This window comes from Methylobacterium sp. GC_Met_3, assembly GCF_026540775.1.
GTDB lineage: Bacteria > Pseudomonadota > Alphaproteobacteria > Rhizobiales > Beijerinckiaceae > Methylobacterium.
Window position 1 is genome coordinate 39,908 of sequence record NZ_JALNUL010000002.1, and the last position, 21,933, is coordinate 61,840.

Below are 21,933 nucleotides of genomic sequence, written 5' to 3' on the forward strand. Positions count from 1 at the left end.
CGGACGCCGTCAGTGCACGGCCCGGGCGAGAGCGATAACCGCACCGATGACCGCGAGGGTTTGAAAGCCGATCAAACCCGCGACCCAGCGCACGATCTCGGACCGGGTCTCCGCCAGTTCGGCGCGCAGATCCGCCTTGGTGACGAGATCACCCTGCAAGGCCTCCGCCATGGCATCGGCCAAGCCCTCCGCCTGCTCGGGGGAGAGCTTGGCCTTGTCCCGAAGTGTCCGCGCAAATTTCAGAGTGTCGAACGCGACGGCGGCCATGGGTCGTTTTTCGCCGCGCGAGGCAGACTTGGCAAGCTGCCGAACCGTGGACGGAACATCATACGGAGTCGCTTTCGCAGCGAGTCCTGTGCCGAATCCCGGGCTGCCTGTCGCTTCGCTGCATGCCGCCGGGAAAAGGCGTCGCGCTTCAACCTGATGACAGTCCGAAACGTCGCTGCCTTGCCGCCAACGCCGCACTCTGCTATGGGCCCGCCCATCCCACACGCGGAGCTGGCCTCATGCCTGAATGAGGCGTTTCCGGTGGTCGTCCGACTGCGTCGGGCGGCTGCATCCCTCCGCGGCGGATCCAACCGGAGAGTACACAGATATGGCCGTCGATTTCTCTATGCGTCAGCTCCTCGAGGCGGGCGCCCATTTCGGTCACCAGTCTCACCGCTGGAACCCGAAGATGCAGCCGTACATTTTCGGCACCCGCAACAACATCCACATCATCGACCTCGCCCAGACCGTGCCGGCGCTGCATCAGGCGCTGCAGGTGGTGAGCGACACCGTGGCCAAGGGCGGCCGCGTGCTGTTCGTCGGCACCAAGCGCCAGGCGGCCGACACGATCGCCGAGGCGGCCAAGCGCTCGGCCCAGTACTACGTCAACTCCCGCTGGCTGGGCGGCATGCTCACCAACTGGAAGACCATCTCGGGCTCGATCTCGCGCCTGCGCAAGGTCACTGAGACGCTGGAGACCGGCGGCCCGGGTCTGACCAAGAAGGAGCGCCTGATGCTCTCCCGTGAGAAGGAGAAGCTCGAGAAGGCGCTCGGCGGCATCAAGGACATGGGCGGCGTCCCCGACCTGCTGTTCGTGATCGACACCAACAAGGAGCAGCTGGCGATCAAGGAGGCGAACCGCCTCGGGATCCCGGTCGCCGCCATCGTCGACACCAACTGCAACCCGGACGGCATCAGCTACATCGTCCCGGCCAACGACGACGCCGGCCGCGCGATCGCGCTCTACTGCGACCTGATCGCCAAGGCCGCGATCGACGGCATCTCGCGCGCGCAGGGCTCGTCGGGCATGGATCTCGGCGCCTCCGAGGAGCCGATGGCCGAAGAGCTGCCGGCCAACGACGACGCGGCCGTCACCGTTGAGTCCGATGCTCTCGATCCGGCCGACGTGGCGATGCTCGCTGAGTCGACCGAGCATTTCGAGCTGCTCGCCGCCCCGCGCGGCGCGCCGGACGACCTGACCAAGCTCAACGGCGCCGGCCCGCAGATCGTGCAGAAGCTCAACGATGCCGGCATTTACCATTACTGGCAGATCGCCGCGATGACCGCCGAGGACGTCGCCAAGGTCGATGCCGACCTGAAGCTCAACGGCCGCATCGATCGCGATTCGTGGGTCTCGCAGGCCCGCGGCTTCGTCGAGGCCGCCGCCGCGGCCTGATCCATCGGGAGTTCGCGGCGGCCCCGTCATCGGGCCGTCGCGCTTCCAGCCATACCGGGCCCGGCCGCTCACCCGCGCGCCGGGCCTCTCTCATCCAGACCACACGAAAGGGACCGCCATGGCCAACATCACCGCCGCGATGGTGAAGGAGCTCCGGGAGACGACCGGCGCCGGCATGATGGATTGCAAGGGCGCGCTCAACGAGACGCAGGGCGACATCGAGGCCGCGGTCGACTGGCTGCGCAAGAAGGGTCTCGCCAAGGCCGCCAAGAAGGCCGGCCGCGTCGCCGCCGAGGGCTTGGTCGCCGTTGAGTCCGCCGGCCATCACGCCGCGGTTGTCGAGGTGAACTCCGAGACCGACTTCGTCGCCCGCAACGACGCCTTCCAGGCCTTCGCCCGCGAGGCCGCCAAGATCGCGCTCAACACCGACGGCACGCTGGAGGGCCTCCAGGCCGCCCACTTCCCGGGCGCCACCGAGACCGTCTCCGAGAAGCTGCAGGCCCTGATCGCCACGATCGGCGAGAACATGAACCTGCGCCGGGTCGCCAAGCTCGAGGTCAAGAAGGGCGTCATCGCCTCCTACGTGCACAATCAGATCTCCGAGGGCCTCGGCAAGATCGGCGTGCTCGTGGCGTTGGAATCCGAGGGCGATGTCGAGGCGCTCTCGGCGCTCGGCCGCCAGATCGCCATGCACGTCGCGGCGACCAACCCGGTGGCGCTCGACGCCTCGGGCGTCGACACGGCCACGGTGGAGCGCGAGTCGAACATCCTGCGCGAGAAGAACGCCGGCAAGCCGGACCACGTGATGACCAAGATCATCGAGAGCGGCCTGAAGAGCTACTACAAGGAGGTCACCCTCCTGGAGCAGCCCTTCGTGCACGACGGCTCGAAGACGGTGAGCCAGGTTCTGAAGGAAGCCGGCTCCAAGGTCGGCGGTCCGGTGACCCTGACGGCCTTCGTGCGCTACGCGCTGGGCGAGGGCATCGAGAAGGAAGACGGTCCGGACTTCGCCACCGAGGTCGCTCAGCAGGCCGGTCGCGCCTGATCGCAGCGGGCGATCGGTCGGGTTTTCTCGACCGCTCCCTGATCGAGTCCCGTCCGGCGACGGCCGGGCGGGGCTTCCTGTTTTCGACGGTTGGACCGGGCCATTTTGGTTGCGTGTTGCGGCGCACACTGCATTTCGCAGATGCGCAGTACGGTCCGCGCATGCATTTGAAGCCCCTCTCCTACCTGATGATCGGCGCCTTCGCGTCCGGCCTTGTGATGACCATCTTTGGCGCCGTCGGCGTCCTGACGGGAAGCTGATGATCGGTGCCGGCATGGTGGTCTCTCATCATTCCGGCGCCGCATCGACCCAGGCTCCGCCATCCCAGACTCGGACCGTTACGGTGGCGCAGCCATCCGCTATGGTGATGCGGTTTTTGGCGTTGGGATCGTTCCCGCGCAGGCGCGTCGAGGTCGTCGAGCCAGCCTGGACCTCCAGCAGACGTCCCCGGCAGCCGTCCATCACACCACGAGCGACCGCGTCCGTGGTGGGATCGTAATCCAAAGCGAAGCGCGCATAGTGCCGGTGCAGATGCCCGGCGAGCTTCAGGCCGACGCTGCAGCGGCGGAACGCGGCCAGCGCCAGGTCGGCGCGCCCGACGAGCCGGGCCTCCGCGTCCCAGGGCGGCGGCCTGAACGGGTGGTGCTCCACCACGATCTTGAACAGGTGCTCCGGCATCGCCGCGAGGCGTGCCTCGGTCCGGGCGATCTGACCGCGCCGGATCACCCCATGCGACCAATCCGGCTCCGGCGCCCAGCGCCGCACCGTGTTCAGGCAGACCACACCGATCTCCGAATCCGTGAAGCTCGGCTCCATCTCCGGCGCGATAGCGCGCAAGGGGCATCGCGAACCGCTGCAGCAGATCGTAGGGCGAGATGTCGTGGTTGCCGGGCACGCCGATCCAGGGCGGTGACAGGCGGTTCAGGAACGCACGGGCCTGCGCGAACTCGGACGGGCGCGCCGCCGACGCTGCTGGATTCTGTGTTGATCATTTAGGCGATGCGCATGGATGTCCCGGGCCGGGGGTCGTTTCCGGACCCTTTGCCAGAGCTGCGCGTCGGCCGCGCGTCGGTGATGTTTCGACCGACGATCCCCCTCCGATCGCGGTGGGCCCCTCGACGGCGCTCACACGGTTGACGTAGAAGCCACCCGGCTCGCGCGGGGCGGGTCGAACGGGGATCGAGATGCCGGAGACGACGCCATTTCGCCGTATCCTCGTGAAGCTGTCGGGGGAGGCGCTCGCCGCACCGGACGGCTACTGGCTGCATCCGCCGACGCTGGCGGCCTTGGCCGATGACATCGCCCGCACCATCGAGGCCGGTGCCGAAGTCGCCATCGTGGTGGGCGGCGGCAACATGATCCGCGGTGCGCGCATCTCCGCGGCCGGCTGGATCGACCGGGCCACCGGGGATTCGCTGGGCATGATGGCGACCGTCATGAACTCGCTCGCAATCGAGACGGCGTTGAACGCGGCCGGCGTCCAGGCGCGGACCATGTCGGCCGTGTCGATGCCGACGATCTGCGAGACCTATGCCCGGCAGCCGGCTCTGCACCACCTGGACAAGGGTCAGGTGGTCGTGTTGGCCGGGGGCACCGGCAACCCGTATTTCACCACCGACACTGCCGCCGTGCTGCGCGCCGCCGAGCTGCGCTGCGACGCGGTGCTGAAGGCGACGCAGGTCGATGGCGTCTATTCCGCCGATCCGAAGACCGACCCGAACGCCACCCGCTACGATCGCATCACCCACGACGAGGCGATCGCCCGCGACCTGAAGGTCATGGACACCGCCGCCTTCGCGCTGGCCCGGGAGAGCCGCCTGTCGATCGTGGTCGGCTCGCTTCACCCGCCGAGCTCGATCGCCGCGATCCTGTCGGGCGACGCACCCTCCACGCTGGTCGCGCCCTGACGCCGCGGCCGCGATGGGGCCGCGACCGTTTGCGGCCCTGAAAAAATTCGTCCATTGAGGCCGCGACTGCCCGCGCCGGGCGAGAAGATCACGTCAGACGTCTCGGGACGATTCTCATGGCTACACCGGAATTCGACCTCAACGACATCAAGCGCCGGATGCAGGGCGCCGTCGCCGCGCTCTCGAAGGATCTTGGCTCGCTGCGCACCGGGCGCGCCACGCCCTCGATCCTCGATCCGATCCAGGTGGATGCGTACGGCGCGGCGATGCCGATGGCTCAGGTCGCCACGGTGAGCGTGCCGGAGCCGCGGCTCCTGTCGATCTCCGTCTGGGATCGCAGCATGGTGACCGCCGTCGAGAAGGCAATCCGCGAATCCGATCTCGGCCTCAACCCGCAGACCGAGGGACAGACCATCCGGCTCCGCATCCCCGAGATGAACGAGCAGCGGCGCAAGGAGATGGTCAAGGTCGCCCACAAGTACACCGAGGAGGCCCGCGTCGCCGTGCGCCACGTCCGCCGGGACGGTCTCGACCATCTCAAGAAGCTCCTGAAGGACAGCGCGATCTCGGAGGACGACGAGAAGCGCCAGGCCGCCGACGTGCAGAAGGCGACCGACCAGTTCATCGCCGACATCGACGGCGTGCTGGCCTCGAAGGAGAAGGAGATCATGCAGGTCTAAGGCCGCCGGCCGAGACTTTCGTGACCTCCGCAACCGCACCGGCTGCGCCGTCCAAGGCTCCGCGCAAGGGCCGGCGCGAGCTGTGGCTGCGCGTTGCCTCGGGCCTCGTGCTCGGGGCCGGCGTGCTGGCGGGGCTGGTCTATGGCGGCTGGCCCTTCGCGGGCATCTGGCTGGCGGCCGGCATCATTGGCTTCGCCGAGTGGATGGCCATGAGCCGGACCGAGCCGCGCGAGGTGCTGATCGCGCTTGGTGCGGCGACGCTTGGTGCGCTCCTGCTCTGCCAGCGCGGCGGCGCCCCGGCACCGGCCTGCCTTGCGGTTCTGATACTTGGCGCCGCCGCCTGTGCCACGGTGGCGCGGACCGGATGGGGCCGGACACGCGCGTTCATCGGCGTGCTCGGCGCCGGAGCCGTCGCGGCGGTGCCGGTGGCCCTGCGCGATGACCCTGCGATCGGGCTCGTTGGACCGGCCTGGATGTTCGCGGTGGTCTGGTCCACCGACATCGCCGCCTACTTCGCCGGCCGGAAGATCGGTGGCCCGAAGCTGATGCCCCGGGTCTCGCCCAACAAGACGTGGTCCGGCGCCATCGGTGGCTTGATCGGTGGCGTCGCGGCCGGGACCCTGGTGCCGGTGGTGGCCGACCTCGCAGGGATGACGTTACCCAGTGCCGCTTCCCTCCCGGTTGTGGCGGGTGTGAGCGCCGTTGCCTCAATCCTGAGCCAAGCTGGCGATCTCCTCGAGTCCGGCCTCAAGCGCCGCTACGGCGTGAAAGACTCCGGGAAGATCATCCCGGGCCATGGCGGCGTCATGGACCGGCTCGACGGATTTTTTGCGGTGGCCGTGCTGGCGGCCGTCTATCTCGCCCTGTGCGGGGTCGGTCTGATTGCGTGACGATGAGGGAGTTGAACCCGTGACCCAGATCGTCACCGTCTTCGGCGCCACCGGCTCGATCGGCCGCTCCACCGCGGACCTGCTTGCCCAGCACGCCGACCGCTTCCGGGTCGGGGCCCTGGTGGGCGGCAAGGATCCCGTCGCCCTGGCCAAGATGGCGCGGGAGCTGAACGCGTCCTTCGCGGCGCTCGCCGACGAATCCGCCGGGCCTGCGCTCGCCGAGGCCCTGTCGGGCTCCGGCATTCCCAACGGAGTGGGGGAGGGCGCCGTCATGGAGGCGGTCGCCCGGGACGCCGATATCGTGGTGGCGGCGGTGAGCGGGGCTGCGGGTCTCAAATCCACCCACGCGGCGCTCCGCCTCGGGCGCACGGTTGCCCTTGCCAACAAGGAGAGCCTCGTCTGCGCCGGCGACGCCTTCATGCGCGACGCCGCGCGCTACGGCGCCACGATCCTGCCGATGGATTCCGAGCACGACGCGCTGAGCCAGGCGCTCGCCGGCCGCCCGCTCGCCGACGTGCGCACCATGATGATCACGGCCTCCGGCGGCCCGTTCCGCACCTGGACCCGCGAGCGCATCGCCGCCGCCTCCGCCACGGAGGCCGCCAACCATCCGACCTGGTCGATGGGCATGAAGATCAACATCGATTCGGCGAGCCTGATGAACAAGGGTCTCGAACTGATCGAGGCGCACCACCTGTTCGGCATCGAGCCCGAGCGCCTCGACGTCGTGGTGCATCCGCAATCGGTGATCCACGGGATGGTCTACTGGCTCGACGGCGCCGTGACCGCCGAGCTGGCGCTGCCCGACATGCGGGTGCCGATTTCGCACTGCCTTGGGCTCGGCGACCGGCTGACCATCGAGCGAGGCCGGCCGCTCGACCTCGTGAAGCTCGGCTCCCTGACCTTCGAGGCTGCGGACGAGGAGCGCTTCCCGTGCTTGCGGATCGCCCGGGCGGCGCTGGCTGCAGGTGGCGCGGCGCCAACTGTGATGAACGCCGCCAACGAGATCGCGGTCGCGGCCTTCATCGCCGGGCGGATCGGCTTCTACGGGATCAGTGATCTGGTCGAACGCGCCTGCACGCATTTCGCTGGCCCGTACCGGACCGCGCCGGCCGATGTCGACGAGGCGTTGGCCATCGACGCCCATGTCCGGGTCTGGAGCGCGGAAGCGCTGCCGGAGCTGCGCGCCGCCGGATAAGTCCGCGCCTTAGTGCCCCGGCCCGTACCCGGCCAGAAACACCCGCACCGCCTCTGCGGTCTGGACCTGCATCCGGGCCTCGCTCGCCTCGCCGCCGGCGGCGAACAGCATGCGCGTGAGCAGGCCGGCCAGGCAAAGATGCAGGAAGTGCTGGGCCGCCAAGGTGGTGTCGGTGATGCGCAGCCGGCCGGCCTGCACCTGCACGTCGAGATAGGCCGCGAGTCGCGACACGCCGCGGGCCGGACCGGCTTCGTAATAGACCTGCCCGAAGTGCGGGAACTTCTCGCAGACGCCGATCACCATGCGGTGCACCGAGATGTGCCGCGGCTGGGACATCTCGGCAAGGAAGCTCATCCCCAGGCGCGTCAGGACGGCCGGGATATCGGTATCGTTCGGATCGAAGGTGAAGAGCGTCTCGGCGAGGCTCGCCTTTTCTTGAACGATCAAGGCTTCGAACAGCGCCTCCTTGCTGTCGAAATACACGTAGAGCGTGCCCTTCGAGACCCCGGCCGCCCGGGCGATCTCGCCCATGCTCGCGCCATCGTAGCCCGCCGAGAGGAAGACCGTGCGGGCGCCGTCGAGGATCTGCCGCCGCTTGTCGCCCTCATGCGGTGCCTGTCCCCGCTCCAGCACCGCCCCCTGCGTCATCATTCCGCTCCGTGTCCCAGACGCCGCTTCGCTTGACCGAACCGTTCGGTCAACATAACCTGAAGCCATTCCGGATTCGCGTCAAGGCGGGTCCGATTTTTGACCGAACGGTTCGGTCATTCGATCTGAGGCTCCGAGATGTCCCTGCGCGACGACGCTGATCGGCCGTCTCCCGCCATCGATCTGAGCGAGGAGGAGCGGGCAGAAGGCCCGGCGCCGCGGCAGCCTGCATCGGACGCTGTCCCGGCAGCCGCCCATACCGGCCCTTCCGAAGCGTCCCGGCCCCGCCGTCGGCCGCTGAGGCGTGCCGTCCTACTCACCGCGCTGGCGGGGCTACTCGGCGGCGGCGCCTATGCGGGCTGGCAATGGTGGACGGTCGGACGCTTCTTCGTCTCGACCGACGATGCCTACGTCCAGGCCGACATCTCCGTTCTGGCCGCGAAGGTCCCGGGCTACCTCGCTGCGGTTCCGGTGGTGAACGGCGTCTCGGTGAAGAAGGGCGACGTGATCGCCCAATTGGACGACGGCGATTACTGCCTCGCCCTTCAGGCCGCGCAGGACAAGCTCGCCACCCAGGAGAGCACCATCGCGCGGATCGCCCGGCAGGCCGAGGCCGCCCAGGCGCAGGTCGCCCAGGCGGCCGCGCAGCTCGACGCGACCCGCGCCGACGCGGTCCGCGCCCAGGCGGATTTCGCCCGGTCGACGCAGATGCAGGCCGATTACGTCGCGAAGTCACGCATCGACCAGACCCGCGCCGATCGCGACCGGACCGAGGCTTCGGTCAAGGCCATGGAGGCCGGCCTTCTGGCGGCCCGCGCCAACGTCGATGTCCTCACGGCGCAGAAGCGCGAGGCCGAGAGCGTCGCGGCGGAGCTGCGCACCGCCGTCGACCGGGCGCGCCGGGATCTGGATTTCGCGGTGATCCGTGCACCGTTCGACGGCGTGGTGGGCAACAAGGCCGTGGAGGCCGGCGCCTATGTCGCGCCTGGCACCCGGATCGCCGCCCTGGTGCCGCTCCAGAGCGTGCGGATCGACGCGAACTTCAAGGAAACCCAGGTCCAGCGCATGCGCCCCGGCCAGCCAGTGACGGTGACGATCGACGCCTATCCGGATCGCGAGATCCAGGGCGTGGTGGAATCGTTCTCGCCGGCCTCCGGCTCGGTCTTCAGCCTGCTGCCGCCCGACAACGCGACCGGCAACTTCACCAAGATCGTCCAGCGCCTGCCGGTGCGGGTGCGGGTGCCGGACGATATCGCCCGCGAGGGTCTGTTGCGGCCCGGCCTGTCGGCGGTGGTGCGCGTCGATACCCGCGCCGGCGCGGACCGCTCGGTGCTCGACCGGGCCGCGCGCGAGCGGCCAATCAGCACCGCGAGCCGGTAAGAACCGCGATGGCCGCCACCGCCGCCCTCGCGCCGGCCCGCGCCGCCGAGCCGCCGCTCGATCGCCGCCGCATGGTGGCGTTCGTCTGCATGGTGTTCGGGATGTTCATGGCGATCCTGGACATCCAGATCGTCTCGGCTTCCCTGAACGAGATCCAGGCCGGCCTATCGGCCTCGGGCGACGAGATCCCCTGGGTCCAGACCAGCTACCTGATCGCCGAGGTGATCTCGATCCCGCTCTCCGGCACCCTGTCGCGGGTACTCTCGACCCGCTGGATGTTCGCGATCTCGGCGGGCGGCTTCACGCTCATGAGCCTGATGTGCGCGACCTCCTCGTCGATCGGCGAGATGATCGTCTGGCGCGCCGCGCAGGGTTTCATCGGCGGCGGCATGATCCCGACCGTGTTCGCCGCGGCCTTCACGATCTTTCCGCCCTCCAAGCGGACCATCGTGTCGCCGATGATCGGCCTCGTTGCGACGCTCGCGCCGACCATCGGCCCGACGGTCGGCGGCTACCTCACCGACTTGATGTCCTGGCACTGGCTGTTCCTAATCAACGTCGTGCCGGGTATCTTCGTGACGGTCTCGACCTGGATCCTGGTCGATTTCGACCAACCCAATTACAGCCTGCTGGAATCCTTCGACTGGGCAGGGCTCGCCTTCATGGCGGGCTTCCTCGGCTGCCTCGAATACGTGCTGGAGGAGGGGCCGAACCACGACTGGCTGCAGGACGAGACGGTGTTCGCCTGCGCTCTGGTCTGCGGGGTCTCGGGGCTGCTGTTCTTCTGGCGGGTCTTCACGGCGAGGCAACCGATCGTCGATCTGCGCGCCTTCTCGGACCGCAACTTCGCCAGCGGCTGCGTGGCGAGCTTCGTGCTCGGCATTGGCCTCTATGGCCTGACCTACATCTACCCGGTCTATCTCGCCCGGGTGCGCGGCTACTCGGCGCTGATGATCGGCGAGACCATGTTCGTCTCCGGCCTGTTCATGTTCATCACCGCGCCGATCGCCGGGCGTCTCTCGGGCCGGGTCGATCCACGCCTGATGATGGGAGTTGGCTTCACGGGCTTCGCCTGCGGCACCTGGATCGTTACCGGCCTCACCAAGGATTGGGATTTCTACGAGCTGCTGCTGCCGCAGATCCTGCGCGGCTGCTCGCTGATGCTGTGCATGATCCCGATCAACAACATCGCGCTCGGCACCCTGCCGCCGGCCCGGATGAAGAACGCCTCCGGCCTGTTCAATCTCACCCGCAACCTCGGCGGCGCGGTCGGCCTCGCCCTGATCAACACGGTGCTGAACGACCGCTGGGACCTACACCTCGCCCGGCTGCACGAGCGCTTCAGCTGGTCGAGCAACGCCGCCCTCGAGCGCCTCGACGGCCTGCAGCGCGGCTTCGAGTCCTTCGGCAGCGCGGCCCCCGGCATGGCGCTGAAAGCCATGACCAACACGGTCCGGATCCAGGGACTCGTCATGGCCTTCGAGGACGTGTTCCTCGCCCTGACGGTGCTGTTCCTGGCGATGGCCTGCGCCGTGCCGATGGTCCGGCGCCCGCGCGCGGCAGCCGGAGGCGGGGGCGGCCACTGACGCGGAGGCCCGTCACCCGCGGCGACGATGCGCGAGCCCGCACAGGATTGCGTTGGCGGTGCGCCCCGCCGATCTGCTAGGATGTCGGGATGTGCCGGTCCGGGGGGCCGGCGCGGCGACGGCCAGGGATCGGCTTATGGACTTCCTCAACGCGATGAGCGGCACTGCCGGGGGCTTCTTCGGCGCCCTGATCCCGTTCCTGTTCGTGCTCACCGTCGTGGTGTTCGTGCACGAGATGGGCCACTTCCTGGTCGGCCGCTGGTGCGGCGTCGGCGTCCACGCCTTCTCCCTCGGCTTCGGGCCGGAACTCGTCGGGTTCAACGACCGCCGCGGCACCCGCTGGAAGCTCTGCGCCATTCCCCTCGGTGGCTACGTGAAGTTCCACGGCGACGTGAACGGGGCGAGCATGCCCGACCCCGAGGCCGTGGCCCGCATGACCCCGCAGGAGCGGGCGATCAGCTTCCCGACTCAGCCCGTGGGCAAGCGCGCCGCGATCGTCGCCGCCGGACCGGTGGCGAACTTCATCCTGGCGATCGCGCTGTTCGCCGGGGCGATCTGGTTCGGCGGCCGCTATGAATTGCCCGCCCGCGTCTCCTCGGTGGAGCCCAACAGCGTCGCGGCCCAAGCCGGATTCCAGCCGGGCGATGTGATCACCGCCATCGACGGCGAGAAGATCGGCGACTTCAACGCCATGTACCGCACGGTGACGGGCAGTGCCGGGACGCCCCTGACCTTCACGGTGGAGCGCAACGACCAGCCGCTCACCATTCAGGCGACGCCCGCCACCTTCGAGGAGAAGACCCCGTTCGGCCGCCATCGGATCGGCCGGCTTGGAATTCGCTCGCCTGCGGGCTCCGAGGCGCGCCTCGTGCGCTATGGGGCCGTCGATTCCCTCGATCTCGGCGTGAAGGAGACCTACTTCGTCGTCGAGCGCACCTTCTCGTATCTCGGCAAGCTGATGACCGGCCGTGAGTCGGCCGACCAGCTCTCGGGTCCGATCGGAATCGCACGGGTCTCCGGCGAGGTCGCCAAGACCGGCGGCGTCGGTGGCCTCGTCGGCCTGATCGCGCTCCTCTCGGTCTCGATCGGCCTCCTGAACCTGTTCCCGGTGCCGTTGCTCGATGGCGGGCATCTGCTGTTCTACGCCTTCGAGGTCGTCCGCGGCCGTCCGCTCAGCGAGCGTGCCCAGGAGATCGGCTTCCGGATCGGACTCGCCCTGGTCCTGATGCTGATGCTGTTCGCCGCCTGGAACGATATCCTCAACCTCGGCGCGTCCTGGCGGAACACGTGATCCGGAGGGGTTGAGGGCCGTCCTCGAAGCCGTTGGGGATCCTGTCCGCCCTCCACCGAAAAGGGTGCCCCATTCCCGCCGCGATCCGGCCGTGAAGCGGCCCGATCGGCGCCCCGACGAGGGGTCAAAATCCGGTTAATGCGCTGTCAACGGCCGCGCGGGTGGGACGGAAAAGACACGTTTTCACAAACGTTTACGCGCCATTCACCACGATCGCCGGTTTGCCCGAGGCGCGGCCGCATCGTTAAGTGGCGCGAAGGCCACGACCCCCCAAAATCCCCTGACGATGGCCTCCCGCGCGTTTGCTTGGCAGTGGAATCCCGCTAAGAGCTACGCTTGGACCGAAGCCACGCTTGGACCAGGTGACGGGACGACCGATCAACGGTCGCCTAAGACGGGCTAACCCCCGCGACCAGAACAGAAACGGGCGATTGCATGATGTCGTTGACGGGGAAGCCCCGACGTAAGTCGGTGCGGAGAACCATCGTCCTAGTCACTGCGGGCCTGAGCGTCGTCCTGACCGGGGCCGCTCAGGCGCAGCAGATCGTCGTCCAGGGCAACCAGCGCGTCGATGCCGACACGGTCCGGTCCTACGTGACCGGAACGGCGTCAGGCTCCGCCGAGGAAGCCCGCCGTAACCTGCTCGCAAGCGGCATGTTCTCGGACGTGAAGGTCGCCCAGTCGGGCGGCCGCACGGTGGTAACCGTCCGCGAGAACAACCTGATCAACCGGGTGGTGTTCGAGGGCAACAAGAAGATCGAGAAGGCGACCCTGGAAGGGGTGGTCGAGGCGAAGGCCCGCGGGCCCTACACCGAGGCGATCATCAACGCCGACCTCGCCCGCATCCGCGACGTCTACAAGCGCTTCGGCCGGGGCACCGCCAAGGTGACCTACCGCACCGTCGACCTGCCGAACGGCCGCGTCGACGTGATCTACCAGATCGACGAGGGCGATAAGACCGGCATCGTCTCGATCAACTTCGTCGGCAACAATGCCTATTCGGAGCGGACGCTGAAGGGGCTGATGAGCTCCTCGGAGATGAACTTCCTGTCGTTCATCAAGACCTCCGACGTCTACGATCCCGACCGCATCACCAACGACCTGGACCAGGTGCGCCGCTACTACCTGAAGAACGGCTATGCCGATTTCCAGGTGGTCAGCGCCGACGCGCGCTATGTCGAGGGCGAGACGTCGGGCTACGTCATCACCGTCACGGTGAACGAGGGCGAGCAGTACAAGGTCGGCGCGGTGCAGGTGGATTCCCGCCTGCCCGGCCTCGACACGGCCCAGCTCAACACCGGTGTCGCGACGACGGTGGGCGATGTCTACAACGCCGACGACGTCGAGAAGACGCTGAACAACGTCACCCGCGAAGTGAACCGCGCGGGCTACCCGTTCGCGCAGGTCCGCCCGACCGGTCAGCGTGATCCCGGCAGCCATCAGGTCTCCCTGGGCTTCGTGGTCGAGGACGGCCCGCACGTCTACGTCGAGCGCATCAACATCCGCGGCAACACCCGCACCCGCGACTACGTCATCCGACGCGAGCTCGATATCGCCGAGGGCGATGCCTACAACCGCGTGCTCACCGACCGCGCCGAGCGGCGCCTGAACGGCCTGGGCTTCTTCAAGAAGGTCCGCTTCTCGAACGAGCCGGGCTCCGCGCCCGACCGCGTGGTGATCAACATCGATGTCGAGGATCAGCCCACGGGTTCGTTCTCGGTGGCCGGCGGCTACTCCACCCAGGACGGCATCATCGGCGAGGTCTCGGTCTCCGAGTCGAACTTCCTCGGCCGCGGCCAGTATGTCCGCCTCGCCGGCACCGGCGGCCAGTACTCGCGCGGTGTCGATTTCTCGTTCACCGAGCCGTACTTCCTCGGCTACCGGCTCGCCGCCGGCTTCGACGCCTTCTACAAGTACTCCGACCTGACCCGGTACTCGCGCTACGAGACCACGGTGTATGGCGGCCAGCTGCGCCTCGGCCTGCCGATCACCGAGGAGTTCGGCATCACGCTGCGCTACTCGCTGTACAACACCGAGCTGAAGGTGCCGAACACCCTCAAGCGGCCGTACAACGACTGCTCGGTGCCGATCCCGGGCTACACCGCCACCTACGGGGCGGGCACGATCGACCCGAATACGGGTCGCAACATCGGTGGTCAGGCGGTCTATCCGAACTGTGCCTATGACGGTGAAGCCTCGATCGCCATCAAGGGCTCGCAGGGCAACACGCTGACCTCGCTGGCCGGCCTGACGCTCGCCTACTCGACGCTGGACGTGATCGGTGCGCCCCATAACGGCCTCTACGCCGAGCTGAAGCCCGACGTGGCGGGCCTGGGCGGAGACTCGAAGTTCTTCCGGGTCACCGCCGACGCGCGCTACTACAAGGAGCTCTACGAGGACGTGATCGGCTTCGTCCGCTTCCAGGGCGGCCATATCAGCTCCCTCAACAACGACCCGCTGCGGGTGACCGACGAGTTCTTCCTCGGCCCGTCGCTGGTCCGCGGCTTCGCTCCGAACGGCATCGGCCCGCGCGACGTCGGAATCGCCGACGCCCGCTCGAACGCGATCGGTGGCTCGACCTACATCGGCGGTACCCTCGAAGTTCAGTTCCCGCTGCCAGGCGTGCCGCGCGACCTGGGCCTGAAGGGTGCGCTCTTCGCCGATGCCGGTACGCTGTTCGGCTACAGCAGCAAGCGCGCCTTCGACGTGAACGGCGACAGCTTCATCAACGGTACGGATCCGGCGACCGGGCGCTGCAACTTCAACGCCTACAAGATCGGCGTCGAGCCGGAATGTGTGAACGTCCGCGACAGCGCCACGATCCGCTCCTCGGTCGGTGCCTCCATCCTGTGGAACTCGCCGCTCGGCCCGATCCGCTTCGACTACGCCTACGCGCTGACCAAGGATGAGGGCATCCCGGTCTTCGTGCCGATCCTCGGCAAGTACGGCCATGTCGGTAAGGATCAGACCCAGGCCTTCCGCTTCTCCGGCGGTTCGCGCTTCTGATCAAAATTCCAGGCGCGCCGGTCGGATTACCCCGACCGGCGCGTTGTCCAGCATGTCAGATCCCATCTTCTTCGCCGCTGCGGCGGACCTGACCCTCGCGGAGATCGCGACGGTCGCTGGCGCCAGCCTGCCCGAGGGCGCCGATCCGGACCTTCGGCTTGCCGGGGCCGCGCCCCTCGAAAGCGCCGGGCCCTCGCACCTCGCCTACATGGACAATGCCCGCTACGGCGACGCCTTCGCGGCCACGCGGGCCGGAGCTTGCCTCGTCTCGCCGCGCTTCGCGGCCCGCTGCCCATCCGGCACGGTCGCCCTCGTCAGCCGGGACCCCTATCGCGCCTACGCCACTCTGCTCGGACGGCTGCATCCGGATGCCCTGCGCCCCGGCTCGCAGTTCGGCGCTCGTGGCGTCGCGCCCGGGGCCCATATCCATCCCGAGGCTCGTCTCGAAGAGGACGTCACGGTGGATCCGGGCGCCGTCATCGGCCCCGGCGCGGAGGTTGGCAGCGGTACGGTGATCGGCCCGAACACCGTGGTCGGGCCCGGCGTGCGCATCGGGCGCGATTGCGCCATCGGCGCCGGCACAACCCTGAGCCACGCCCTCCTGGGAAACCGCGTGATCCTTCATCCGGGCGTACGGCTCGGCCAGGACGGGTTCGGCTTCGCCATGGGCGTCACCCATCTCAAGGTGCCGCAGATCGGCCGCGTGATCGTCCAGGACGACGTGGAGATCGGTGCCAACACCACGGTCGACCGGGGCGCCTCGCGCGACACGGTGATCGGGGAGGGGACCAAGATCGATAACCTCGTGCAGATCGCCCACAACGTGGTGATCGGGCGCCACTGCGTGATCGTATCGGGTGTCGGTATCTCGGGCTCGACCACGTTGGAGGATTACGTCGTCCTCGGCGGGCAGGTCGGCGTCGTCGGGCATCTGCGCATCGGACGCGGTGCGCAGATCGCCGGCTCCTCCAACGTCAACCGCGACGTGCCGCCGGGCAGCCGCTGGGGCGGCACGCCCGCTAAGCCGGTCCGAGCCTGGTTCCGCGAACTCACGACCCTGGCCCGCTTGGCCGAGCGCTCGGGCAAGGCGCAGGCGGACGACGAGGCCTGAGACGGGCCAATCGTCTGATCTACCGGGGCTCCGGATCGATCCGCTCCGCCGGAAGGTCTTGCGCTCCCGGCGATTTCTGCCGAAGAGGGCGCTCCCTCCGCTGAGGGCGGCAGGATGTCAGGCCGCCGCGGGCGGCAAGTCGAGGTGCGGGATCCGATGAGTGAGGCGGCGCGCGAGACCGGCGGCGAGCTGGGCACAGCCGATATACAGACGCTGCTGGAGTTGCTGCCGCACCGTTACCCGTTCCTCTTGGTGGACCGGATCGTCGAGATCGATCGCGACGAATCCTGCATCGGCATCAAGAACGTCACGGCCAACGAGCCGCAATTCATGGGTCACTTCCCGGGCATGCCGGTCTTCCCGGGCGTGCTCCTGATCGAGGGCATGGCTCAGACGGCGGGGGCGATCTGCTGTCGCCACATCAGGGCGGATGGGCGGAGCACCAAGCAGGTGTTCTTCATGACCATCGACAAATGCAAGTTCCGCAAGCCCGTCACACCTGGCGATCAGGTGCGCTTCCATATGAAGAAGTTGAACCAGCGCCGGACCATGTGGTGGTTCCGCGGCGAGGCCCGGGTCGACGGCACGCTGGTCGCAGAGGCCGAGATCAGCGCCATGCTGGTGATGGAGTGAGCGCGCCCGTCATCCACGCGAGCGCGGTGATTGAGCCCGGCGCCCGGATCGGCGACGGGGCACGGATCGGCCCGTTCTGCCATGTCGGGCCGGAGGTCGTCCTCGGAGCTGATTGCGAGCTGGTCAGCCACGTCGTCCTGGCCGGACGCACCACGATCGGCGCCCGCACCCGGATCTTCCCCTTCGCGTCGATCGGACATCCGCCGCAGGATCTGAAGTATCGCGGCGAGCCATCCACCCTCACGATCGGCGCCGACTGCCTGATCCGCGAGGGCGTCACCATGAATCCCGGCACCAGCGGCGGTGGGCTGGAGACCGTGGTCGGCGATCACTGCACCTTCCTGGCGAATTCCCATGTCGGGCACGATTGCCGGGTGGGGTCGCACGTGATCTTCTCCAACAACGTCATGCTGGCCGGCCATTGCGTGGTGGGCGATTACGCGATCCTCGGGGGCGGCGCCGCCGTGATCCAATTCGCCCGGGTCGGGGCACATGCCTTCGTGGGCGGCCTCTCGGGGCTGGAGAACGACTGCATTCCCTACGGGATGGTGCTGGGCAACCGCGCCTACCTGTCGGGCCTCAACATCATCGGCCTGCAGCGCCGCGGCTTCGCCCGGGAGGACATCCACGCCCTGCGGCGGGCCTATCGGCTGCTCTTCGCCCCCGAGGGGACGTTGATGGAGCGAGTCGAGGACGTGGCCGCGACCTTCGAGTCCCACGACGCGGTCCGCGAGATCCTCGACTTCATCCGGGTCGGCGGCAAGCGCTCGATCTGCACGCCGCGCGAGGTCCCGACCCCAATCGGCGCCGCCTGATCGGTCCCAGCCATGGCGAAGGCCGATCCTGTCCCCGAGGGCTCCCTCGTGCTGATCGCTGGGGCCGGGCGGCTGCCGGAGCTCGTCGCCGACTCCCTGCGCCGGGCGCGGCGGCCGTTCCGGGTGATCGCCCTGCGCGGCTTCACGGGGCAGAAGCTGCGTGCCAGCGCCGATGCCACGGTCGACCTCCTCGACCTCGCCGCCACCCTGAAGCTGCTGCGCCGCTGGGGGCCGGCCATCGTGGTGCCGGTCGGGGGCGTGTCGCGTCCGAGCCCGGCCGCGATCCTCAATGCCGGCGCGGCCCTGCGCAACCGCGAGACCCTGCGGGCCATGGCGGGCGGGGGCGATGACCGCCTCCTACGCGCCGCGCTCGCACTGGTCGAGGAGGAGGGGCATCGCATCCTCGGCGTCCACGAGGCCGCGCCGGATCTCCTCTGCCCGGAGGGGCCGATCGGACGCCGGCAGCCGGATGCGATGGCTGCGGCCTCGATCGCCGCGGGGCGTGGCGTGCTGGCGGCGCTCTCGCCGTTCGACCTCGGGCAGGCCGTGGTTGTCGCCGGCGATCGGGCGCTCGCCGTCGAGGGACCGGAGGGGACCGACCGGATGCTCGCCCGGGCGCGTGCCCTGGGGCGCCGGCCGTTCGGCTGGGGACGGGCGCTCCCCGCGACCGTTCTGGTCAAGGCGCCCAAGGTCGGACAGGATTGGCGCATCGACCTGCCGGCGATCGGCCCGCGCACGGTGCGCAACGCCGCCCGCGCCGGCTGTGTCGGCCTCGCCCTCGAAGCCGGCGGAACCCTGGTGATCGACCGCGCCGCCACCGCCGCGGAGGCCGACCACCTCGGCCTGTTCGTCGTCGGCTATGGAAGCGCGTCGCGATGACCCGACCTCGCAGCGTCTGGCTCGTGGCGGGCGAGGATTCCGGCGACCAGCTCGGCGCCAAGCTGATGCGGGCGCTGCGCGAGTCGGCACCCGACGTGACCTTCGGTGGCGTCGGCGGCGAGTCGATGGCGGAGGCGGGGTTCGCGTCCCTGTTCCCCCTCGATGACGTTGCGGTGATGGGCTACCTGCCGGTGCTCGCCCGTGCCCGCACGCTGCTGCGGCGCATCCGCGAGACCGCCGAGGCCGCAAGGCGCGCGCGGCCGGATGTGCTGGTCATCATCGACAGCCCCGGCTTCACCCATGCGGTGGCGAAGCGGGTGCGCAAGGCCGCCCCCGGCATCCCGATCATCGACTACGTCTCGCCGAGCGTCTGGGCCTGGCGACCGTGGCGCGCAAAGGGCATGCGCCCGTTCATCGACCACGTTCTGGCGCTGCTGCCCTTCGAGCCCGACGCGCATCGGCGCCTCGGGGGGCCGCCCTGCACCTATGTCGGGCATCCGCTGATCGAGCGCTTGGCCGAGTTGCGCCCGTCCGGCGCCGAGACCCTGCGCCGTGAGACGGCGCCCTACAGCCTCGCAATCCTGCCGGGATCGCGCCGGTCCGAGATCGAGCGGCTGATGCCGGTCTTCGGTCAGGCGCTGGAGCGCGTAAGCCGCACCGTTCCGGTCGAGGCGGTCCTGCCGGCGGTGACACGCCACCGCGCCCTCATCGAGCGTCTCGCGGCGGCTTGGCCGGTCCCGGTCCGGATCGTCACCGGCGAGGGGCCGAAATACGCCGTCTTCCGCGGTGCCCGGGCGGCGCTTGCGGCCTCGGGTACGGTCACGCTGGAACTCGCGCTGGCGGGCGTTCCGATGGTGGTCGCCTACAAGGTCTCGCGCGCCGAGGAGGTCATCGCTCGCCGGCTCATCCAGGTGCCCAGCATCGTGTTGCCGAACCTGATCCTCGCCGAGAACGTCATGCCGGAATTCGTCCAGGCCGATTGCACGCCTGCGCGCCTCGCCGAAGCCCTGGCGCCCCTGCTGGCGGGTGGACGCGCCCGCGCGGCGCAATGCACGGCGCTCGCGCGGATCGACGCGCGGATGCGGCTCACGGATGGGGATACGCCGAGCCGCGCCGCCGCCCGGATCGTCCTGCAGGCTGCGGGGCGGCTGTCCGGTTAGGCCCGGGATCGGTCCGAGCTTTGGCTCGCTACCCGCTGCGCCGGTTGCAGCGCGTGTACAACACGGTCCCGCGGCTGCTCGACCATGTCAGGTGATCCTCGTCCACCGTCAGTCGGACCTGCGACGACCAGTGCCGCCCGCGGTCGCTGCATTCGGCTGCGGTCACCCAGGTGCTTCCGGATCGATGCATCTCACGGAAGGTGCAGAGGGTGCGACCGGCGCGGGCCTGATCCGGCGTGATCGTCGCCGGGATGTAGCCCCGCCGCCGCGAAGGGTGCCCGCACGCCGCCGGGCTCGGCCCCCAGAGCCCGACATAATCGGGCGCCGTCGGCACCGGTCGGGGGAGGGGGCTTGGCTGCATTGGCCGGGCGGCCTGACGTACCGCAGAAGCTGCCGTCGGGGCTGCCGCCGTCTCGCCGGTCCTGCGCTGCGATCCGGCTTCCGTCTGATCGAACATCGCGAGGCGGCTCGATACGGCCCGCGGCCCGGCGGCTGTCTCCGCGGATGGCGCCTCGGATCGTTGGGGCCGGAACGGCAGGTCTTCCGTCAGGTAGGCGGCACTATAGGCGAACAGCCCGACCCAACCGGCGATCAGCAGGGCCGGCAAGACGTAGCGACGCCTGGGCCCGGAACGGGTTTCGTCGCCCGGATCCGACAGCACCACCGCTCCCATCGTCCCCCTCCGTCGTCGGTTCAGCGACCGAAAATCCCCTTCAGGAACTGGGCCGTGCGGTTACGCTTGCGCTTGCGCTCCAACTCCGAGGCGTCCTTGAGCCACGCGACCTGGACGACCCGCCGCTCGCCCTCGAACGGCTCGTGCCCATGCCAGGAATTGTCGGCGCGCAGGAACGCGAACATCGTCCCCATGGTCGGCGGCACCTCCACCGCGAAGGGCTCGTAGTTCTTCCCGTCGTAGAGCACCCGCAGGCGGCCGGCGGCCGGGGCCTCCCAGGCGTCGTTCATGTAGACGAGGAGCGTCAAGACCTTCGACGGCCCGTCGGTGTGGATCGAGCCATATTTTGGCTGGCTCTTCCGCATGATGGTGGTGAGCCGCGGGCAAGAGACGAGATCAATGCCGAACTTCTCGCCGAGGATCTTCGAGAATTCGTCGCTCTCTAGTTCGTCGATCAGCGCCTTGAAGCGCCCCTTGAGGGCGACTTCGTCGACGGTGAGATAGCCGGGCTTGGAAATATCGGGGAAGTCGCGGCGGATCTCGTCAATCGCCTCGGGATTCAGGACGTTGTTGCCCAGCGTAAAGGCGTAGGGCTCCCGGGAGAGGGGCGCGGCGCGCACCGCCGAGATGTCGAGGATCGAGAGGGCGGACATCGAGGGATCCCTTGGGTCCAGGGCGAATCGGCCGACACGCCGGGCGCGGATGGCACGTGCCGGAGGTCCGGGCGGAGGGATGCTCCTGTTCGGCCCCCGTCGGGCCTCGGCCGTCATGGTGCAACCCGTCGCGGCGGTCCGAGAATCTCATAATCTGTCGATTGCGGCGGTCCGACGGCGAAAGCCGTCCGGTGGCGCATTCCGGTGACAGTCTCGGGCCGCGTGCCCGTGCAGGATAAGTTTGATGCCCGCGGATAGTCGTCCTGGGCGCATGCTGGACCCGTGTCTGATGAGGCCGCTGGCCTTCGCCCTGCTGTGTATACACCTCGTCGCGGTCACGCCCGGGGCGGAGGCGCTTGCGCAAACCCGGGCGCCACGCGGCTCGATAACGGCCCGGATGACTTGCGCCGAGGCGATGGCGCTGGTCAAAGGCGAGCGGGATGTCGTGATCGCGGCCGGGTCGGCGCCGGAGCGTTTCGTCAGCGGCCCCGCCCAGTGCAGCGGCTCTGAGATCGCCGAGTTGCGCTTCGCGCCAACCCGCGACAATCCGCAATGCCCGATCGGCTATCGGTGCCGCGAGCCCGGCTTCGAGGAGTGGAACTGGTAGGCGCGCGATCGGCGTAAATCGCCGCATCCCGCGAACGTGACGATAATTTCACGCGACAGCGTGCGGCAAAGGCCACTATCTCGCCATCGACCGGGGCCAAGGCCGCCG

Annotated in this window: 21 protein-coding genes; 16 read left to right on the forward strand and 5 right to left on the reverse strand. The window is 68.8% G+C overall.

All coding sequences use genetic code 11. The features are described 5' to 3' along the window. Window positions 1-9: 9 nt before the first annotated feature. Entirely contained in the window at window positions 10-267 is a 258-nt protein-coding gene (locus OXS27_RS03520; protein ID WP_267354314.1) for a hypothetical protein, read from the reverse strand. A gap of 328 nt (window positions 268-595) precedes the next feature. Between OXS27_RS03520 and OXS27_RS03525 the strand changes: the two genes are divergently transcribed. Next, window positions 596-1,663 carry a 30S ribosomal protein S2 gene (locus OXS27_RS03525; RefSeq protein WP_243918083.1) on the forward strand — a complete coding sequence of 356 codons (1,068 nt, stop codon included), beginning with the start codon at window positions 596-598 and terminating at the stop codon, window positions 1,661-1,663. 118 nt (window positions 1,664-1,781) lie between these two features. Next, complete coding sequence (tsf, locus tag OXS27_RS03530) at window positions 1,782-2,708, forward strand: translation elongation factor Ts (protein WP_267354315.1); 927 nt, start codon at window positions 1,782-1,784, stop codon at window positions 2,706-2,708. Between the two features lie 288 nt (window positions 2,709-2,996). On the opposite strand, the gene OXS27_RS03535 is transcribed toward tsf, so the two are convergent. After that, window positions 2,997-3,545: a metallophosphoesterase gene (locus OXS27_RS03535; RefSeq protein WP_267354316.1), complete on the reverse strand. Its 549-nt coding sequence runs from the start codon at window positions 3,543-3,545 to the stop codon at window positions 2,997-2,999. 347 nt (window positions 3,546-3,892) lie between these two features. On the opposite strand from OXS27_RS03535, the gene pyrH reads away from it, so the two are divergent. From pyrH to dxr, 4 genes are all read left to right on the forward strand, one after another. After that, a complete protein-coding gene (gene pyrH, locus OXS27_RS03540; RefSeq protein WP_243918071.1) occupies window positions 3,893-4,615 on the forward strand; it encodes a UMP kinase in 723 nt (240 codons plus the stop codon). A gap of 116 nt (window positions 4,616-4,731) precedes the next feature. Continuing rightward, on the forward strand, window positions 4,732-5,295 hold the full coding sequence (gene frr / locus OXS27_RS03545; protein ID WP_243918069.1) for a ribosome recycling factor: 564 nt from the start codon (window positions 4,732-4,734) through the stop codon (window positions 5,293-5,295). 20 nt (window positions 5,296-5,315) lie between these two features. Next, on the forward strand, window positions 5,316-6,185 hold the full coding sequence (locus OXS27_RS03550; protein WP_267354317.1) for a phosphatidate cytidylyltransferase: 870 nt from the start codon (window positions 5,316-5,318) through the stop codon (window positions 6,183-6,185). Window positions 6,186-6,204: 19 nt separating this feature from the next. Further along, complete coding sequence (gene dxr / locus OXS27_RS03555; protein WP_243918065.1) at window positions 6,205-7,383, forward strand: 1-deoxy-D-xylulose-5-phosphate reductoisomerase; 1,179 nt, start codon at window positions 6,205-6,207, stop codon at window positions 7,381-7,383. Between the two features lie 9 nt (window positions 7,384-7,392). Here the strand turns inward: dxr and OXS27_RS03560 are convergent, their stop codons facing one another. Further along, window positions 7,393-8,031 (reverse strand): TetR/AcrR family transcriptional regulator, encoded by a 639-nt coding sequence (locus OXS27_RS03560; RefSeq protein WP_267354784.1) that lies wholly within the window; start codon window positions 8,029-8,031, stop codon window positions 7,393-7,395. Window positions 8,032-8,169: 138 nt separating this feature from the next. On the opposite strand from OXS27_RS03560, the gene OXS27_RS03565 reads away from it, so the two are divergent. From OXS27_RS03565 to lpxB, 9 genes are all read left to right on the forward strand, one after another. Continuing rightward, a complete protein-coding gene (locus OXS27_RS03565) occupies window positions 8,170-9,411 on the forward strand; it encodes an HlyD family secretion protein (protein WP_267354318.1) in 1,242 nt (413 codons plus the stop codon). Window positions 9,412-9,419: 8 nt separating this feature from the next. Next, a complete protein-coding gene (locus OXS27_RS03570) occupies window positions 9,420-10,997 on the forward strand; it encodes a DHA2 family efflux MFS transporter permease subunit (protein ID WP_243918061.1) in 1,578 nt (525 codons plus the stop codon). 136 nt (window positions 10,998-11,133) lie between these two features. Continuing rightward, entirely contained in the window at window positions 11,134-12,288 is a 1,155-nt protein-coding gene (gene rseP, locus OXS27_RS03575) for an RIP metalloprotease RseP (protein ID WP_243918059.1), read from the forward strand. A gap of 435 nt (window positions 12,289-12,723) precedes the next feature. After that, window positions 12,724-15,294 carry an outer membrane protein assembly factor BamA gene (gene bamA, locus OXS27_RS03580; RefSeq protein WP_267354319.1) on the forward strand — a complete coding sequence of 857 codons (2,571 nt, stop codon included), beginning with the start codon at window positions 12,724-12,726 and terminating at the stop codon, window positions 15,292-15,294. A gap of 52 nt (window positions 15,295-15,346) precedes the next feature. Next, window positions 15,347-16,405: a UDP-3-O-(3-hydroxymyristoyl)glucosamine N-acyltransferase gene (lpxD, locus tag OXS27_RS03585; RefSeq protein ID WP_267354320.1), complete on the forward strand. Its 1,059-nt coding sequence runs from the start codon at window positions 15,347-15,349 to the stop codon at window positions 16,403-16,405. Between the two features lie 156 nt (window positions 16,406-16,561). Continuing rightward, complete coding sequence (fabZ, locus tag OXS27_RS03590) at window positions 16,562-17,038, forward strand: 3-hydroxyacyl-ACP dehydratase FabZ (protein ID WP_243918053.1); 477 nt, start codon at window positions 16,562-16,564, stop codon at window positions 17,036-17,038. Continuing rightward, window positions 17,035-17,853 carry an acyl-ACP--UDP-N-acetylglucosamine O-acyltransferase gene (gene lpxA, locus OXS27_RS03595; protein WP_267354321.1) on the forward strand — a complete coding sequence of 273 codons (819 nt, stop codon included), beginning with the start codon at window positions 17,035-17,037 and terminating at the stop codon, window positions 17,851-17,853. Before fabZ ends, lpxA begins: the two co-directional genes overlap by 4 nt. A 12-nt stretch (window positions 17,854-17,865) precedes the next feature. Continuing rightward, window positions 17,866-18,732 carry a UDP-2,3-diacylglucosamine diphosphatase LpxI gene (gene lpxI / locus OXS27_RS03600; protein WP_267354322.1) on the forward strand — a complete coding sequence of 289 codons (867 nt, stop codon included), beginning with the start codon at window positions 17,866-17,868 and terminating at the stop codon, window positions 18,730-18,732. Next, entirely contained in the window at window positions 18,729-19,892 is a 1,164-nt protein-coding gene (gene lpxB / locus OXS27_RS03605; protein ID WP_243918047.1) for a lipid-A-disaccharide synthase, read from the forward strand. The genes lpxI and lpxB overlap by 4 nt, the downstream gene beginning before the upstream one ends. A 28-nt stretch (window positions 19,893-19,920) precedes the next feature. On the opposite strand, the gene OXS27_RS03610 is transcribed toward lpxB, so the two are convergent. Next, the gene (locus OXS27_RS03610; protein WP_267354323.1) at window positions 19,921-20,565 is read right to left on the reverse strand and encodes a peptidase inhibitor family I36 protein; all 645 of its coding nucleotides are present in this window, start codon (window positions 20,563-20,565) and stop codon (window positions 19,921-19,923) included. 20 nt (window positions 20,566-20,585) lie between these two features. Then, a complete protein-coding gene (locus OXS27_RS03615; protein ID WP_243918043.1) occupies window positions 20,586-21,218 on the reverse strand; it encodes a 2OG-Fe(II) oxygenase in 633 nt (210 codons plus the stop codon). Window positions 21,219-21,507: 289 nt separating this feature from the next. Here OXS27_RS03615 and OXS27_RS03620 point away from each other — a divergent pair, with 289 nt between their 5' ends. Next, the gene (locus OXS27_RS03620) at window positions 21,508-21,825 is read left to right on the forward strand and encodes a hypothetical protein (protein ID WP_243918041.1); all 318 of its coding nucleotides are present in this window, start codon (window positions 21,508-21,510) and stop codon (window positions 21,823-21,825) included. Window positions 21,826-21,933 lie beyond the last annotated feature (108 nt).

What these genes read in the sequence shown, in the direction of transcription:
- OXS27_RS03520 (WP_267354314.1), bottom strand. Translation starts at nt 267, where the DNA reads ATGGCCGCCGTCGCGTTCGACACTCTGAAATTTGCGCGGACACTTCGG.
- lpxB (WP_243918047.1), top strand. Translation starts at nt 18,729, where the DNA reads ATGACCCGACCTCGCAGCGTCTGGCTCGTGGCGGGCGAGGATTCCGGC.
- lpxD (WP_267354320.1), top strand. Translation starts at nt 15,347, where the DNA reads ATGTCAGATCCCATCTTCTTCGCCGCTGCGGCGGACCTGACCCTCGCG.
- OXS27_RS03525 (WP_243918083.1), top strand. Translation starts at nt 596, where the DNA reads ATGGCCGTCGATTTCTCTATGCGTCAGCTCCTCGAGGCGGGCGCCCAT.
- bamA (WP_267354319.1), top strand. Translation starts at nt 12,724, where the DNA reads ATGATGTCGTTGACGGGGAAGCCCCGACGTAAGTCGGTGCGGAGAACC.
- fabZ (WP_243918053.1), top strand. Translation starts at nt 16,562, where the DNA reads ATGAGTGAGGCGGCGCGCGAGACCGGCGGCGAGCTGGGCACAGCCGAT.
- OXS27_RS03615 (WP_243918043.1), bottom strand. Translation starts at nt 21,218, where the DNA reads ATGTCCGCCCTCTCGATCCTCGACATCTCGGCGGTGCGCGCCGCGCCC.
- lpxI (WP_267354322.1), top strand. Translation starts at nt 17,866, where the DNA reads ATGGCGAAGGCCGATCCTGTCCCCGAGGGCTCCCTCGTGCTGATCGCT.
- tsf (WP_267354315.1), top strand. Translation starts at nt 1,782, where the DNA reads ATGGCCAACATCACCGCCGCGATGGTGAAGGAGCTCCGGGAGACGACC.
- pyrH (WP_243918071.1), top strand. Translation starts at nt 3,893, where the DNA reads ATGCCGGAGACGACGCCATTTCGCCGTATCCTCGTGAAGCTGTCGGGG.
- OXS27_RS03620 (WP_243918041.1), top strand. Translation starts at nt 21,508, where the DNA reads ATGAGGCCGCTGGCCTTCGCCCTGCTGTGTATACACCTCGTCGCGGTC.
- OXS27_RS03570 (WP_243918061.1), top strand. Translation starts at nt 9,420, where the DNA reads ATGGCCGCCACCGCCGCCCTCGCGCCGGCCCGCGCCGCCGAGCCGCCG.
- OXS27_RS03565 (WP_267354318.1), top strand. Translation starts at nt 8,170, where the DNA reads ATGTCCCTGCGCGACGACGCTGATCGGCCGTCTCCCGCCATCGATCTG.
- OXS27_RS03610 (WP_267354323.1), bottom strand. Translation starts at nt 20,565, where the DNA reads ATGGGAGCGGTGGTGCTGTCGGATCCGGGCGACGAAACCCGTTCCGGG.
- OXS27_RS03560 (WP_267354784.1), bottom strand. Translation starts at nt 8,031, where the DNA reads ATGACGCAGGGGGCGGTGCTGGAGCGGGGACAGGCACCGCATGAGGGC.
- rseP (WP_243918059.1), top strand. Translation starts at nt 11,134, where the DNA reads ATGGACTTCCTCAACGCGATGAGCGGCACTGCCGGGGGCTTCTTCGGC.
- frr (WP_243918069.1), top strand. Translation starts at nt 4,732, where the DNA reads ATGGCTACACCGGAATTCGACCTCAACGACATCAAGCGCCGGATGCAG.